This is a genomic window from Nonomuraea cavernae, from assembly GCF_040655715.1.
In the GTDB taxonomy this organism is placed as follows: domain Bacteria; phylum Actinomycetota; class Actinomycetes; order Streptosporangiales; family Streptosporangiaceae; genus Nonomuraea; species Nonomuraea cavernae_A.
In genome coordinates, this window is record NZ_JBFAKL010000036.1 from 64,929 (window position 1) to 79,099 (window position 14,171).

Genomic DNA, 14,171 nt, shown 5'->3' on the forward strand with positions numbered 1-14,171 from the left:
TAGCCGCTCATCTTCGCCAGCCGCTCATCTTCGCCGGCCGACTCGTGCTAGCCGCTCAGCTTGCCGAGCAGTTCATGGGCTCTGGCCGCGTGCTCGGACTCGACGAGAACCTCGTACTTGTCGGCGACCAGGCTGCTTCGGGAGACGAAGTCCCGCCGGCCGCCCTGTACGGCGTGCGAGATCAGGCCGTAGATCGCCCCGGCGACAATGCCCCACACCAGCCCCCACAGCACCAGACCGGCCATGGAGCCGACAGTGGGCGCGAAGATCCCCAGGAACAGGCCGATGAGCAGCCCGAACCAGGCTCCGCCCCCGGCGCCCATCCCGATGGCACGCAGGTACGTCATGCGCGCGACCACCTGCTCCACCAGATGCAGACCGGCCCCCACGATCAGCGTCCCCTTCACCGGGAACTGCTGGTCCGACAGGTGGTCGACGGCCCTCTGCGCTTCCTCGTACGTCCTGTAGCTGGCTATCGGCACCCGGTTGGCGGTGACGGGACCAGACCCGGCGACGGACATGGGCTCCTCCTTCGCCGCCCTCAGGCGGACACCTCGATGTGCCGGGGCTTGGCGGCTTCGGCCTTGGGGAGGCTGAGGGTCAGCACACCGTCGTGCAGACGCGCGTCGACCCGTTCGGCGTCGACGTCACCCGGGAGCAGGGTTCGCAGCTCGAAGCTGCCGGTCCTGCGTGTCTTGCGGTGCCTGCGCTCGTGCTCGCGCTCCTCGATGCTTCCGCTGACGATCAGCTCACGCTCGGAGAGCTGGATGTCGATCTGGTCCTTGTTCACGCCCGGAACGTCGACCTCGACGACGAACGAGTCCTCGGTCTCCGAGATGTCCGCCATGGGAATCCACGGGCCCACGACTCCGTCCTCGACCCCTCCCAGGGCCGCGCTCATGAGCTGCCCCAGCCGGTCGTACACGTCCTCGAACTCGCGGGATGGAAGCGTCTCGCCGCTCCTACGGCGCGTGACGAGCAGTGCCATGGCGACCTCCTTGATGGAATTCGGCGCCCACACCTTGAGACTTCTCCGGGTGTTTCACGGCCACATCCCCCAGATGGGTAGTACCGGCCCCGGCGCCCGCCCGACAGCGGCGGTGGCGGCGGTTCAGCCTGGTATCGCGGCGGACGGTGGCTCAGGGTCGATCCGTCCCTGCGTCACCGCGAGCCGCGCCAGCTCGACCCGGGAGTTGATGTGCAGTTTGCGGTAGACGTGCCTCAGGTGGAAGGCGACCGTGTGCACGCTGATGTACATCTGCTCGGCCACCTGCCGGTTCGTCCAGCCGTCGGCGACGAGCAACGAGACGTTGCGTTCGGTCTCGGTCAGGCTGTCCCAGCCGGAGACCGGCCGGTCGGCGTAGCTCCAGTGCCGGTGGCACACGCCCACGCCACGCAGCCTCTGGCGGACCCGTGCCGAGTCCCTGAGCGACCCGGTGTCGTGGTAGATCGCGAGCGCGCGGTCCAGGCTGCCGACCGCGTCCTCACGCCGTCCGGCCGCGATGAGCAGCACGCCGAGGTCCTCCGCGGCCGAGGCCCGCGCCCATACGTCCTCCGCCTGCTCGGCGGCCTGGGCGAGGGCGACGCGGTCGCCGTCGAGCAGGCCCCGGGCGTGCGCGGCGGCGGCGACCAGCGCGGAGAACTCCGGGTTGGCCCGGCTGAGTGCCTCCGCGGCGGCGACCACGGCCTCGGCCGCCGCGCGGTCGTCCACGGTGAGGGCGACGCGGACCAGCCACGCGCTCGCCGTGGGTTCCGTCATGAGCATCGAGCGTTGCCACCCGAGCGGGCCGGGAAACCCGGCGAGCAGGGTCATCGCGCTCGACGGGCCGTCGCGCACCTCCGCGACCCGCGCCGACAGCAGAGCGTGGCGGGCCCGGCCGTCGAGGGGCCCGCCGGGCATGGCCGTGACATACCGCGCCGCCGCGCGCAGGTCGCCACGCCGCAGCGCGACGGTGGCCAGCACCGAACCGGCCGCCGCCACGGACAGGGGCGTGCGCAGCGCGGTGGCGAGGTCCAGCGCCCGCTCCGCCTCGGTGACGGCGCCGTCCAACCGGCCCGCGACCAGGTCGACCCGGGCCTGCAGCGCGGCGGCGTCCGCCGTCCAGGCCAGATGGCCACGGGCGGACATCTCGTCGCGCGCCTCCCGTAGGATCGCCGCCGCCTCGTCGAGCCGGTGAACCTCGGTGAGCATCGCGGCGGACACGAGACGGGACTCGTAGCGGTGCGCCGCCGTCTCGTTCGCGTCGGCCAGGCGCCGGGCGTCTCCGGCGAGCCGCAACGCGCGGGAGAGCCGGCCCTTGTCCCACTCGGACGCCGCGAGCACGATCAGAGCGCCGACCGTGGCGGCCGTGCCCTGCCGAGAGCCCCCTTCGAGGACCTGGTTCGCGTACGCCCGCGCCGCCCCGCCGTCCTGCGGCCGGCCGGTCATGGCGTACAGGCGCGCCAGGGTCGCCCGCTCGCGCACATGAGCGGGAAGCTCGGGTACGGCCAGCGCCGTCTCGGCCTCCCGGACCGCCTCGTCGATCCTGCCGGTCAGGTACATGATGTCCGACAGCGCGCAGCGCAACTCGGCCACGCCCTGGGCCGAGCCGTGGCCGTTGAGGCGTCCCCTGACCATCTGCTCGGCCTCGCGCAACCGGCCCGCTCCGATGGCCGTGTCGATGAAGGCGATGGTGTGGCCGGGACGGGGCACGGTCTGTGACCGGGGCGCCGCTTCCGGGCACATGAGCGTGCCGATCTGGTCCAGCAGCGCGTGCCGTATCGGTCGCGGGATCCGGGTGGTGACGACGTGTCTCACCAGCTCGTGGCGGAACGCGAGACCGTGCGCGGTGACCGCCAGGATGCCCGCCGCCATGGCCTCCTCCACCGACGGGAGCAGCGCGGCCGGTGTGACGCCGAGCAGCGACGCGACCTGCTCCGGCGAGAACGCCCGGCCGAGCACGGCCGCCGTCTCGATCAGGTTTCTGGCATCCGGGCTCAGCGCGTCGATCCAGCGCCGCACCACCGTACGGACCCGGTCGGGAACGTGCGCGGACGGCAGGACGATCCGGTCGCCGGTGACCCGCAGGTGACCTTCCTCGCGCAGGCCGGCGAGAAGTTCGGTGATCAGCAGCGGACTGCCGCCGGCCGCGCCCACGATGGCCGGCGGCGCCGGACCGAACGACGCTCCCAGCAGATCCCGCAGCAGCTCGGTCACCGCGTCCGGGGAGAGCGGGGCGAGTGCCACCCGGACGGCCCCTTCCTGCTCCAGCAGGTCGAACAGAGCGGCGCTCCGGCCCTCGTCCACGGCGGTCGAACGGCTCAGCAGCCAGCCGACCGGCCGCGGAGCGAGCAGGTGGTGGAGCGTGCGCAGCGCCATCAGCGTCGCCGGATCCGCCCCGTGCAGATCGTCGAGCACCACCAGCATCGGTGTCGCGGCCCGTTCCTCGAAGCCCGCCCGCAAGCGTTCCAGCGTCCGCGCCCGCGGGTCGAGCAGGGCGAAGGCCTCGTCGTGCCCGGCGTCCGGCTCGGGTCGGTCCGGCGGCAGCGGCAGGTCCAGTGCCTCGAACAGGACGCCGCACGGGATCAGCTCGCCCAGTTCCTCCGGCCCGGCGCGGGCCACGCCGATGCCCCGCTCCGACGCGGCCGCGGCGGCTTCGGCGAGCAGCCGTGTCCGGCCTGCTCCAGGCTCGCCGTCCACCAGCAGCGTCCCGCCTTCGCCGCCCTCGACCGTCCGGAGCAGGTGGTCGACAGCACGCCATTCCCGTGCGCGTCCTCGCATCTCGCTCCCCCGCATGGTCCGCTTACCGGAGAGTGACCGGCGAATCCCATGCCCGTGGAGATCTTTCACCGGGATCGCCCCAGTTCAGCAGGGGGTTTATTCGCCCCAGTTGCGAGCAGTGGCCTCCAGACAGGTCGCCGAAGGTCTGGGGAGATGGCGAGATGCGGTTCGACGTCATCGTGGAGACACCGGGGGGCTCGCGGAACAAGTACGAGATGGACCCCGTGAAGCAGCGGATCCGGCTGGATCGGCTGCTGTTCACCGCCACCGCCTATCCCTACGACTACGGTTTCCTGCCCGACACCCTGGCCGAGGACAGCGACCCGCTGGACGCGCTGGTTCTCGGCGAGGCGCCGACGTTCCCCGGGTGCGTGATCCGGGCCCGCCCGGTCGCGGTCTTCTGGATGCTCGACGAGCAGGGCCCGGACGCCAAGATCCTCTGCGTGCCGGCGGGTGATCTGCGCTTCGGCCACTACCGGGACCTGGACGACGTGCCGGTGCACGTAAGAGCCGAGATCGGGCACTTCTTCCGCGTCTACAAAGACCTGGAGCCCGGAAAGTCCGCCAACGCGCGCGGCTGGGAGCCTCGTGAGTCCGCCGAGCGCCTGGTCGAGGAGGCCATCGTGCGGTACGCGTCGCAGGCACCCGTGAGCGAACCGTCATGACCAGTGGCCTCCACCTCCGGCAAATAAGACTTCCTTGACAATAATATTTGTCGGCGATAGCGTTTGGGGCATGCAGGACATCGCCGTGATCGAGGACCCGGCAGCCGCCGAGATCTCACTGGACCCCATCCGGGCCCGGCTGCTGGCCGAGCTGATCGAGCCCGGCTCCGCGACCATGCTGGCCGCCAAGGTCGGCCTGCCCCGGCAGAAGGTCAACTACCACCTGAAGACGCTGGAGGCGCACGGGCTCGTCGAGATGATCGAGGAGCGGCGCAAGGGCAACGTCAACGAGCGCATCATGCGCGCGACCGCCGCCTCCTACGTGATCTCCCCAGCCGCGCTGGCGTCGGTCGAGCCCGACCCGGCCCGCTCCCCCGACCAGCTGTCGGCGAGCTGGCTGCTGGCCGTCGCGGCCCGGCTGGTCCGCGACGTCGGAGCCCTCATCACCGGCGCCACCCGGGCGCGCAAGCGGATTGCGACCTTCGCGATCGACGGCGAGGTGCGCTTCGCCTCGGCCGCCGACCGGGCCGCCTTCGCCCAGGAGCTCGCCGGAGCCGTCACGGCCCTGGTGTCCAAGTATCACGACGAGTCCGCCGAGCACGGCCGCGACCATCGCATCGTCGTCGCCGTCCACCCGAGCACGAAGGAAAACCGATGACGCACCCGTTCAGCATGAGCCAGGAGATCGAGCTCAACGCCAGCCCCGAGCAGGTCTGGGACGCGATCGCGACCGGGCCGGGCGTCGACTCCTGGTTCATGGGACACACCGAGCTGGGCACCGCTGTGGGCGGTCCGGCCAACCTGACCATGATGGGCCAGACCGAGCAGGCCACGATCACCGCCTACGAGCCGGGCACCCGTCTCGTGTGCCGCAGCGCGGAGGCCCCCGACGGCCAGTTCATGGCGACCGAATACCTCATCGAGGGACGTGGCGGCGGCACGACCGTGCTGCGGGTCGTGCAGAGCGGCATGCTCGGCGACGACTGGGAGAACGAGTTCGAGGCGCTGCAGGCCGGCTGGCCCATCTACGTGGAGACCCTCAAGCAGTACCTCACGCACTTCACCGGCCGCGCCCCGTCGGTCACCACGGTCGTCCGGCCCGGGGCGGGCGGCCCGGACGCCATCTGGAAGACGGTCACGGAGTCGCTGGGCGTCACGCCCGACGTGAGCGAGGGCGACGGCGTGCGCCTCCCGGACGGCTCCGCCGGGGTCGTCTTCTACGCCAACCTGCCCGTCAACCTGGGCGTCCGGACCGACGAGGGCCTCTACCGGTTCATCCACTCCGGCACCGACCGCGGCGACGCCCTCGTGCTCGGCCACCAGAACTTCGCCGGCCGCGACGAGCAGTCCACCTGGGAGGCGTGGACGGCCGAGCGCTTCAGCTGACCGCCCCCAACCGCGCCCCAGAGGGCACCTCTGGGGCGCTGAACACCGGACGGCCGAACGAGGGAGAGCATGAGCCAGTATTTCCAGGTCGGCGATCAAGTCCTCTGGAACCCCTCGAATGGAGTCGCCGGCCTGTTCATGCGATCAGCGGAGGCGCTCGCCCCCGAGACGGGATCGCCGACGGGGCTCGGCCCTATGGAGAACGACGAATGTGAAATCGATCTGGCCGCCTTCGCGGCCTTCGTGAGTGCACTCGTCGCGCGCTACGAGCGTTCGAACCATCCGATCCTGCACTCCCTCATGGAGGGCTTCATAGCGACGGCTCTGGTGCTCATCGAGCGCGGCGGAGCAGAACTTCCCGTGCCTGAGGCGAACGACGGCGGCTGGAGGGATGTTCAGGTGAGCGGGCATTCAATATGGCCGCCAGGTGTCCAGGTACGCGACGTCGAACGATGGACGGCGCTCTCGGCGCAGCACGCTCGGGCAATGCCCCGCTGAGGCCGCCACGACACCCGGCCGCGTGATCGGCTCCACGCTGTCCGTGATCACGCTCGAGATCACCCTCAATGGTCACCCGATGACCTGATCCAGCACCCAAAGGCCTTAACAGATTGCGGCCATTCCGGCTCCGTAGCCCACAACCGTGCCGGCTTTCCTCGAGGGGGCGATCGACTCACCTTTGAACGCGTTCAACTCCGCGCTAAGCTCGCCCCACACAACCAAGGGAAACCTGATGAAGATAGTGATCCCTGGTGGAACCGGGCAGGTAGGCACGATCCTCAAACGGGCACTGACCGCCGCTGGTCATGACGTTGTGATCCTGACCAGACGGCCGCTGCGCGACCGTGAAGTCCACTGGGACGGTCAGGCCTTGGGGCCATGGGCGGAGCAGATCGACGGCAGCGACATCGTGGTCAATCTGGCCGGACGAAGCGTCAACTGTCGCTACACCGCGGCCAATCTGCAGGCCATGATGGATTCGCGTGTGCACTCCGCCCGGGTCGTGGGTGAGGCGATCGCAACCGCCGTGCGACCTCCCCGGGTCTGGTTGCAGATGAGCACCGCCACTATCTACTCCCACCGCTTCGACGCGCCCAACGACGAGGCGATCGGCGTGCTCGGCGGCACTGAGTCCGGCGTTCCGGGCTACTGGGCCTACAGCGCCGAAATCGCAAAAGCGTGGGAGCGGACGCAGGAGCGAGCCGAAACCCCGCACACGCGCAAGGTCAGCATGCGCTGTGCCATGGTGATGAGTCCCGATCGCGGCGGCGTCTTCGACGTCTTGCTGCGGCTGGCGCGGCTCGGCCTCGGCGGCCCGGTCGCGGGTGGCGCCCAGTACGTGTCCTGGATCCACGACCGCGATTTCGTCAACGCCGTCGAGTTCTTGGCCGACCGGGACGACCTCGCCGGCCCGATGAACCTCGCCGCCCCCGTTCCTCTGCCACAGCGCACGTTCATGCGCGTACTGCGTGCCGCATGGGGTGTTCCGGTGGGACTTCCCGCAACGAAGTGGATGGCCAAGCTCGGGGCGTTCGTGCTGGGCTCGGACACCGAACTCCTGTTGAAAAGCCGTAGAGTCGTCCCCGGCCGCCTGCTCGAAGCGGGCTTCACCTTCGAACATGCTCAGTGGCCGGAGGCCGCCGACGACCTCGTTCGTCGCGTGCGCGGCGGTCCTGGCTTCACCAGAGTCACATGATCTCGGACGAGGTGAAGAACTACACCACTCTGCGGGACATCATCCAAGTCACCTACTCGCAGCTACTGCGCTGGAACCCGTACTCCGACCAGAACCTCACATTCCGGAGCTGGCATCTTCGGTCAGACACCCAGCTCACCCCCGACATGCGCGCCAGCCGACGGATCGGGGTGTCCCAGTCGGCCTCCGGCCGCATCGACAGTCGATAGGACTCGGACATGTCCGACACCCTGGTAGCGGACATGAGCACTTCCTGACGCGGTCGGCCACTCCCGACACCCGCACGCGGAACGACTCCGGCAGGTCCCTGGCCCGCACGCTCGCCAGCACCTTCTTCTGGCCGGCGAACTCCCGACGGAAGCTCGCATACGCCGAGGCCCGGCTCACGAAACGCACCTCGGTCACCTCAGGCGTGGACTTCAGGAACATCTCGACGTCGCTCCGCTGCTTGGCCGTGGCGCAGCGCTTGTGACACCCGTACAAAGGACGGCGTACACAAGAAGACCCTCCACATTGACGCCTCTGGCACTCTTCCATTCGCGATCAAGATGCTCCATGCTGCTGACTTCGCATGCCGGGGAGCCGGCAGCCCCGGCTCCGGCAAGGCGCAGGACCCAAGAGCGCGATGCGATCCCTGGGAGTCACATGATCTCGGACGAAACACCGCTGCTGCCGGGCGTGGTCCGGGCCTACCCGTTCTCCTGGCGCTTCGGCTTCATCTGGCCACCGGAAACAGAGGAGAGCGAGGAGAATCTGACCTACGCGCAGGCCGTGCTCGAAGCATGCCTGCCCCAGGCCGTGCCCGCCTCGCCTGAGCCCCGGGAGGAGCCGATCGTCTGGGATCGCGAGGACGAGGAGTACCCCGAGTGGGCCGGGATCCGGGCCATTCTGCGCGAACGCATGCCCTACGCCCGGCACGTCACCGCCGAGCGCATGGCCGGCGCCAAGGCCGAGTGCGCCCGCCAGGGCATCGAGACCACGGACTTCGAGGAGATCTGGACCCGGCGCATCATCGCCTGGATCGCCGAGCAGACCCTGCACTGGTGCGGCCTCATGGTCGATGACGAAAAGGCGCTCACGCCCTGGCTCATGGACCTCGCGGAGCTGTACGTGCAACGGGGGATGGCTGCCGAGCAGGCCGTGTGGGCACTCCGCTGCACCAAGGCCGTGCCCGAGAGCCGTGCGGCCCTGACGCGACTGGCCACGTACACGGGACTGCCGGACGAGATCCGTGAGCAGATCGCGCACGAGCTCCGCTCATGCCCCAGCCGCCGGTAGCACCCGCTCCAGTCCCCGCCGATGTGAGTACGAGATCGACGACGTGCACTCCCGCAATGCCAGCGGCACCGGACACCTGGTCGGCAGGGGAGGACGAGCTGCGGCGGCTGCTGGCCGGCATCGCTGGCTCCCGGCCGTGGTCCTGATCGAGGGTGAGGCCGGGATCGGTAAGACCCGGCTGGTGGCGGAGCTCCGCGCCGAGTTGGAAGGAGTCGCGCGGCCGGTCGACCTGCTGGCCGTCGACCTTTGGGAGGACCCTCCGGAGGGTGCGGTCGGTTCGATCCGTACGTTTGTCGGCGCGTTGCGGCGGGCGCTGGAGCCCGACCAGCCGCCTCGGACCCCGCCCAGCCTGATCGTCACCGTCGGGACCGGGTACGCGCTGCGCGCGGCGGTGGACGACGTCGACGCCTGGCGGTTCGAGCAGGCGGTCGAGGCCGTGGAGCCACCCGCCAGGCTGCTCGCCGAGCTGGATTCGGTGCTGTCGTTGTGGCGGGGGCCGGCCTACGCCGAGTTCGGCGAGGCGCCATGGGCGCTGTCCGAGCGGACACGGCTGTCGGAGCTGCGGCTGCGCGCGGTAGAGCGCCGTGCCCAAGCGCTGCTGGATCTGGGCCGCGCCGCCGAGGCGATGCCCGGTCTGGACGCCCACGCTCAGGGTCATCCCTGGCGGGAGGAGGCATGGCGGCTGCTGGCGTTGGCGCTGTACCGGTCCGGGCGGCAGGCCGACGCGCGCCTGCGGCTGGAGGCGACCGTCGGGCTCATGCGAGGTCTTGCGGTGACCGGGCCGAGCGGCCTCCTCGCGGCACGTGAGCACCGTGCCGGCGCCGTCGAGGTGGCCGAGGAACTGGGCGACGCCGACCTGGTCGCGCGGGTGATCGGCGCCTATGACGTCCCGGCGAACTGGACCCGGTCCGACGATCCCGCGCAGGCCCACCGGGTGGTGACCGCCGCCGAGCGTACGCTGGTCCGTCTTCTCCCGGACACGGCCCCCGGCGTACGGGCCCGCCTGCCGGCGACCATCGCCATCGAGTCACGCGGCGGGGCCGTCGCGCGCGGCGGCGACGGAGGCCGAGCGGATCGCCCGCGGCATGGATGATCCGGCGCTGCTGGCGTTCGCCCTCAGCCGATGTACGGCAGGCCGGTGTTGGCGAGGTAGTGCTCGATGCGCATCCGCGTCGGCCATGGGTAGGGACGGGACGGCCAAGGGTATCCAGATGGCTACTTTGCCCCTACCTGGGGTCGTTTTTCCCCCGCCGACCCGAGGTCGACGTCCATGTCCGATCCCTGCCAGAAGGTGGGCGGCAGTCGATGGTTGAGTACGTCCGTGACCATCACACGGCCGAACAATGCCCACCTCTTCCGCTCCCTGCACACCCCAGCTGTACCCCTCGCGCTCGCCAACGCCTGGGATGTCGCGAGCGCCCGCGTCATCGAGGCCGCGGGCGCCCCCGCGATCGCCACCACCAGTGCCGGCGTCGCCTGGTCGCTGGGTTCTCCAGACGGCGACATCCTTACCCGCGACGGGCGCTGAAACTGATCGCCCGGATCGTCGCTGCCGTCGTGGTTCCGGTCACCGCTGACATCGAGGGCGGGTACGGGAAGGACGCCACCGGCGTTGCCGGAACCGTCGCCGGGGTGCTCGCGACGGGCGCCGTCGGCGTCAACATCGAGGACGGCACCCGGCCACCGATAGAGCTCGCGACGCGGCTGGCCGCGGCCCGGCAGACCGCCGACCGAGCAGGCGCGGGCCTGTTCCTCAACGCCCGTATCGATACCTTCCTACTCGGGCTCGGCAACCCGGACACCCGACTGAAGGAAACCCTGGCCCGGGCGCACATGTACGTCGATGCGGGCGCGGACGGCATCTTCGTCCCCGGCATCACCGACACCGCCACCATCGCGGCGCTGGCCAGGGACATCTCCGTACCGCTGAACGTCATGGCCGTCCCTGGCGCCCCGACCGTTGCCGAGCTCGGCGCCCTCGGAGTGCTCGCGTCAGTCTCGGCTCAGGCGTGGCGCAAGCCGCCTACGCTGCCACCCGCCGCGCCGCGCAGGAACTCCTCGGCACCGGCGACTACGCCTCCCTAGCTGAAGGCATCGCCTTTCCCGAACTCAACGCACTGCTCTCCGAGCCGCACTGAGCGGCCCACCAGCTGGCCTCGCACACCAGGAGGAGTGACCAACTTCCCAGCGCACGACCAGCCGAAGCACTCAGCCACAACCACCCTGCTGATGCGACGCTCCGGGAATGATCCACGAGACACTCCCTAGATGACTCCGGCGTGGGCCGCGGCGACGGCGGCGTCGGCCGCCCGCTCGGCGTCGCGCTCGGTCACGGGCTCGTGCGTGATGAAGAGCCGGTAGTAGATCGGCGCGACGGCCATCCTGATCACGTCGGCGATGTCCGTGCCCTCGGGCAGCTCGCCGCGCTCGACGGCCCGCCGTACCACTGCCGCTGCCTGCTCGTGGCGGGCGACGAAGAAGGTGTGCAGCGAACGCGCGGCATCGCTGCTCTGTACGGCCGCCACTACGAAGGCGCTGGAGATCGGGCCCTCGATGGGATCACTGAAGCTGCCCTGGACCAGCCGGACGATCTCCCGCAGGTCCTCCTGGACGGAACCGGTGTCGGGAATCGGCCACGGCTCGTCCCGAGCGAGCTCCAACGCGTCGGCGATCAGCCCTTCGGCGTTCTTCCAGCGGCGGTAGACGGTCGTCTTGTGGACGCCCGACCGGGTCGCCACGTTCTCCACGGTCAGCCCGTTGTAGCCGTGTTCAGCCAGCTCAGCGAGGGTGGCCTGGCGTACGGCGTCGCGTACGCGGGAACTGCGGCCTCCGGGACGTTGCTCCAAAATCTACTCCAGTTGCGTTAAGCCTAACTGTATTGCTAGCTTAAAGCTACACAAGTGGCGATTGGGGTCCGTTCTGACCACACAGCTCTCCCTCAAGGGCGTCACCAAGTCTTACGGCGAGCGGCACATTCTCGCCCACCTCACCTTCAGCGTCCGCCCTGGCGAGCGCGCAGGCATCGTGGGCGAGAACGGTTCGGGCAAGTCCACGCTCCTCCGCATGATCGCCGGGGTGGACGCGCCCGACCACGGCGAGGTGACCGTCAGCGCCGCTGGCGGCGTCGGCTACCTGGGGCAGACCCTCGGCCTGCCCGGCGACCACACCGTCCAGCAGGCCGTCGACGCCGCTTTGGCCGAACTGCGCACGTTGGAGCAGGGCATGCAGCGGGCGGCGGAGGCCGAGGATTTGGCGGCGTACGGCGAGCTGCTCACCGACTTCGAGGCCAGGGGCGGCTACGAGGCCGACAGCCGCGTGGACAAGGCCATGCACGGGCTGGGCCTGGCGCACGTCGGGCGCTCGCGGGTGCTGTCGAGCCTGTCCGGCGGTGAGCAGGCCCGGCTTGGGCTGGCCTGCCTGCTGGCGGCCTCACCAGAGATCCTGCTGCTCGACGAGCCGACCAACCACCTCGACGAGCCGGCGATGACCTGGCTGGAGGACCGGCTTGGCGAGCACCGGGGCACCGTGGTGGTCGTCTCGCACGACCGAATCTTCCTCGACAGGGTGGCCACCGCGATCCTCGAGGTCGAGGGCGGCACGATCACCCGGTTCGGCGGCGGCTACAGCGGGTTCCTGGCGGAGAAGGCGGCGGCCAGACAGCGCTGGGAGCAGGCCTACGCCGACTGGCACGAGGAGATCAGGCAGGTCAAGGAGTACGCCGCGACCACCGCGCATCGCGTCGCCCAGGGCCGGGCGATGAAGGACAACAACAAGATGGCCTACGACCGCAACGCCGGGCGCGTGCAGAGCTCGGTGGCCTCGCGGGTGCGCCAGGCTCAGGAACGGCTGCGCCGTCTGAAGGAAGATCCGGTGCCGCGCCCGCCCGAGCCTCTGCGCTTCCGCGGCGTCTTCGCCAGGACCGCCGGTTCCCAGGGAACGCTGGTGGAGCTGCGCGACCTGCATGTCGAGGACCGGCTGCACGTGGAGTCGCTGACGATCGGCCCGCGCGACCGGCTGCTCGTCCACGGCGACAATGGCGCGGGCAAGTCCACGCTGCTGCGGGCGATCCATACGGCCGCAAGGTCACGCGCCGGATACCTACCGCAAGAGGTGGACTTCGCGCCCGGGAAGACGGTCCTCGAAACCTATCCGCGCGACGCTGAAGCACTGCTGGCCACCGGCCTGTTCCGGCCAGAGGCGCTCGCCCTTGACGTCGTTGCCCTCTCGGTGGGCCAGCGGCGCAGGCTGGCGCTGGCCATCCTGCTGGCCGGCGACCACGACCTGCTCCTGCTCGACGAGCCGACCAACCATTTCTCGCTCGCCCTGGTCGAGGAGCTCGAACAGGCGCTCGACAGCTACGGCGGGGCATTGGTCGTGGTCACGCACGACCGTGCGCTGCGGCAGCGCTTCACCGGCAAGCAGATTTCACTTTCGGGAGGTTACGTATGTTGATCAATGGTTCTCCGTACGGTGTCGTCACCGGGCCTGATGGGGCCCTGTGGTTCACGCTGGTGCATCAGGGGCAGATAGGGCGGGTCGTGCCGGGAGAGGAGTACGCGATCTTCCAGCTTGACCCGGCCGACGGCCAGCCCACGGTGATCACCGTCGGGAATGACGGCGCGCTGTGGTTCACCGAGTTCGTCGGCGGCCGGATAGGACGGATCACCGTTGACGGGGCGGTCACCTCGTTCGAGGTCACCTCGCCGTACGGCATCGCCGCCGGCCCAGACGGCGGGATGTGGTTCACGCAGGTTCAGGGCGACAGGATCGGCCGGCTCGACGCGGCGGGCGAGGTGCGCTACTTCGAGCTGCCTACCGAGAACACGATGCCGTCGGCGATCGCAGCCGGGCCTGATGGGGCGCTCTGGTTCACCCTCAACCAGGGCAACGCGATCGGGCGCATCACGGTGGAGGGCGAGCTCTCTCTCTACCCCCTGCCCACCGAGGGGGCGGCGCCGGTGGGCATCTGCGCCGGCCCCGACCTGGCGCTGTGGTTCGTGGAGATCGGTGCGGGGCAGGTCGGCCGCATCGACCTGTCAGGAAATATCACCGAGTATCCACTGCCTGATCGAACGGCGCGGCCGCACGCCATCGTGACCGGCTCCGACGGCGCCCTCTGGTTCACCGAATGGGGCATCGGCAAGCTGGGGCGCATCACCGTTGACGGCAAGATCGAGGAGTTTCCGCTGGACGGCGCCGAGCCGCACGGCCTGGCGGTGGGGCCCGACGGCAAGATTTGGGTCGCCATGGAATCGGGAGCGCTCGTGTCAGAGGATGGGTGATCCGCGTTCTGAACCGCCCCGGTTTTGATGGAGACCTCAGCGGTTGATTGCTAGGGCTTCGTTGGGGTGATGCTGAGCGTAGTAGATCGCCTCGAACTCCTCGG

At 69.9% G+C, this 14,171-nt stretch carries 14 protein-coding genes and 2 pseudogenes; 11 read left to right on the plus strand and 5 right to left on the minus strand.

The features are described 5' to 3' along the window. Positions 1–47 precede the first annotated feature (47 nt). The 3 genes from AB0I38_RS36055 to AB0I38_RS36065 form a co-directional block, all read right to left on the minus strand. Positions 48–521: a general stress protein gene (locus AB0I38_RS36055; RefSeq protein WP_358492152.1), complete on the minus strand. Its 474-nt coding sequence runs from the start codon at positions 519–521 to the stop codon at positions 48–50. 20 nt (positions 522–541) lie between these two features. Then, positions 542–988, minus strand: coding sequence for an Hsp20/alpha crystallin family protein (locus tag AB0I38_RS36060; RefSeq protein WP_358492156.1), 447 nt, complete (start codon positions 986–988; stop codon positions 542–544). A 123-nt stretch (positions 989–1,111) separates the two neighbouring features. Beyond that, positions 1,112–3,760, minus strand: coding sequence for an ATP-binding protein (locus tag AB0I38_RS36065; RefSeq protein WP_358492159.1), 2,649 nt, complete (start codon positions 3,758–3,760; stop codon positions 1,112–1,114). 161 nt (positions 3,761–3,921) lie between these two features. On the opposite strand from AB0I38_RS36065, the gene AB0I38_RS36070 reads away from it, so the two are divergent. The 6 genes from AB0I38_RS36070 to AB0I38_RS36095 all read left to right on the plus strand — a co-directional run bounded on the left by AB0I38_RS36070 (position 3,922) and on the right by AB0I38_RS36095 (position 7,716). Beyond that, a complete protein-coding gene (locus tag AB0I38_RS36070; protein WP_358492164.1) occupies positions 3,922–4,425 on the plus strand; it encodes an inorganic diphosphatase in 504 nt (167 codons plus the stop codon). A 70-nt stretch (positions 4,426–4,495) separates the two neighbouring features. Next, on the plus strand, positions 4,496–5,083 hold the full coding sequence (locus AB0I38_RS36075) for an ArsR/SmtB family transcription factor (protein ID WP_358492171.1): 588 nt from the start codon (positions 4,496–4,498) through the stop codon (positions 5,081–5,083). Then, positions 5,080–5,811 (plus strand): SRPBCC family protein, encoded by a 732-nt coding sequence (locus tag AB0I38_RS36080; RefSeq protein WP_358492176.1) that lies wholly within the window; start codon positions 5,080–5,082, stop codon positions 5,809–5,811. The genes AB0I38_RS36075 and AB0I38_RS36080 overlap by 4 nt, the downstream gene beginning before the upstream one ends. Before the next feature lie 69 nt (positions 5,812–5,880). After that, a complete protein-coding gene (locus AB0I38_RS36085; RefSeq protein WP_358492179.1) occupies positions 5,881–6,309 on the plus strand; it encodes a DUF6086 family protein in 429 nt (142 codons plus the stop codon). Positions 6,310–6,544: 235 nt separating this feature from the next. Next, positions 6,545–7,507, plus strand: coding sequence for a TIGR01777 family oxidoreductase (locus AB0I38_RS36090; RefSeq protein ID WP_358492184.1), 963 nt, complete (start codon positions 6,545–6,547; stop codon positions 7,505–7,507). Next, a complete protein-coding gene (locus AB0I38_RS36095) occupies positions 7,504–7,716 on the plus strand; it encodes a hypothetical protein (RefSeq protein WP_358492222.1) in 213 nt (70 codons plus the stop codon). The genes AB0I38_RS36090 and AB0I38_RS36095 overlap by 4 nt, the downstream gene beginning before the upstream one ends. Here the strand turns inward: AB0I38_RS36095 and AB0I38_RS36100 are convergent. Next, complete coding sequence (locus tag AB0I38_RS36100; protein ID WP_358492187.1) at positions 7,643–8,044, minus strand: permease-like cell division protein FtsX; 402 nt, start codon at positions 8,042–8,044, stop codon at positions 7,643–7,645. The genes AB0I38_RS36095 and AB0I38_RS36100 overlap by 74 nt on opposite strands. A 108-nt stretch (positions 8,045–8,152) precedes the next feature. Between AB0I38_RS36100 and AB0I38_RS36105 the strand changes: the two genes are divergently transcribed. The 3 genes and pseudogenes from AB0I38_RS36105 (at position 8,153) to AB0I38_RS36115 (ending at position 10,870) form a co-directional block, all read left to right on the plus strand. Next, positions 8,153–8,785: a hypothetical protein gene (locus tag AB0I38_RS36105; protein WP_358492190.1), complete on the plus strand. Its 633-nt coding sequence runs from the start codon at positions 8,153–8,155 to the stop codon at positions 8,783–8,785. A gap of 145 nt (positions 8,786–8,930) precedes the next feature. Beyond that, positions 8,931–9,512, plus strand: a pseudogene (locus AB0I38_RS40455) (AfsR/SARP family transcriptional regulator); the annotation flags it as partial. 543 nt (positions 9,513–10,055) lie between these two features. Further along, positions 10,056–10,870, plus strand: a pseudogene (locus AB0I38_RS36115) (isocitrate lyase/PEP mutase family protein). Positions 10,871–11,049: 179 nt separating this feature from the next. Here the strand turns inward: AB0I38_RS36115 and AB0I38_RS36120 are convergent. Continuing rightward, positions 11,050–11,631 (minus strand): TetR/AcrR family transcriptional regulator, encoded by a 582-nt coding sequence (locus AB0I38_RS36120; RefSeq protein WP_358492205.1) that lies wholly within the window; start codon positions 11,629–11,631, stop codon positions 11,050–11,052. A gap of 73 nt (positions 11,632–11,704) precedes the next feature. Between AB0I38_RS36120 and abc-f the strand changes: the two genes are divergently transcribed. Both abc-f and AB0I38_RS36130 read left to right on the plus strand, forming a co-directional pair. Continuing rightward, positions 11,705–13,237 carry a ribosomal protection-like ABC-F family protein gene (gene abc-f, locus AB0I38_RS36125; protein ID WP_436838813.1) on the plus strand — a complete coding sequence of 511 codons (1,533 nt, stop codon included), beginning with the start codon at positions 11,705–11,707 and terminating at the stop codon, positions 13,235–13,237. Then, positions 13,231–14,067, plus strand: a complete 837-nt coding sequence (locus AB0I38_RS36130) for a Vgb family protein (protein WP_358492215.1) — start codon at positions 13,231–13,233, stop codon at positions 14,065–14,067. Before abc-f ends, AB0I38_RS36130 begins: the two co-directional genes overlap by 7 nt. Positions 14,068–14,171 lie beyond the last annotated feature (104 nt).

Bases quoted from the DNA above. Each gene is read 5' to 3' on its own strand.
- AB0I38_RS36085 (WP_358492179.1), top strand. From the start codon at position 5,881: ATGAGCCAGTATTTCCAGGTCGGCGATCAAGTCCTCTGGAACCCCTCG.
- AB0I38_RS36100 (WP_358492187.1), bottom strand. From the start codon at position 8,044: ATGGAAGAGTGCCAGAGGCGTCAATGTGGAGGGTCTTCTTGTGTACGC.
- AB0I38_RS36105 (WP_358492190.1), top strand. From the start codon at position 8,153: ATGATCTCGGACGAAACACCGCTGCTGCCGGGCGTGGTCCGGGCCTAC.
- AB0I38_RS36080 (WP_358492176.1), top strand. From the start codon at position 5,080: ATGACGCACCCGTTCAGCATGAGCCAGGAGATCGAGCTCAACGCCAGC.
- AB0I38_RS36130 (WP_358492215.1), top strand. From the start codon at position 13,231: ATGTTGATCAATGGTTCTCCGTACGGTGTCGTCACCGGGCCTGATGGG.
- AB0I38_RS36055 (WP_358492152.1), bottom strand. From the start codon at position 521: ATGTCCGTCGCCGGGTCTGGTCCCGTCACCGCCAACCGGGTGCCGATA.
- AB0I38_RS36070 (WP_358492164.1), top strand. From the start codon at position 3,922: ATGCGGTTCGACGTCATCGTGGAGACACCGGGGGGCTCGCGGAACAAG.
- AB0I38_RS36060 (WP_358492156.1), bottom strand. From the start codon at position 988: ATGGCACTGCTCGTCACGCGCCGTAGGAGCGGCGAGACGCTTCCATCC.
- AB0I38_RS36075 (WP_358492171.1), top strand. From the start codon at position 4,496: ATGCAGGACATCGCCGTGATCGAGGACCCGGCAGCCGCCGAGATCTCA.
- AB0I38_RS36095 (WP_358492222.1), top strand. From the start codon at position 7,504: ATGATCTCGGACGAGGTGAAGAACTACACCACTCTGCGGGACATCATC.
- AB0I38_RS36090 (WP_358492184.1), top strand. From the start codon at position 6,545: ATGAAGATAGTGATCCCTGGTGGAACCGGGCAGGTAGGCACGATCCTC.
- AB0I38_RS36065 (WP_358492159.1), bottom strand. From the start codon at position 3,760: ATGCGAGGACGCGCACGGGAATGGCGTGCTGTCGACCACCTGCTCCGG.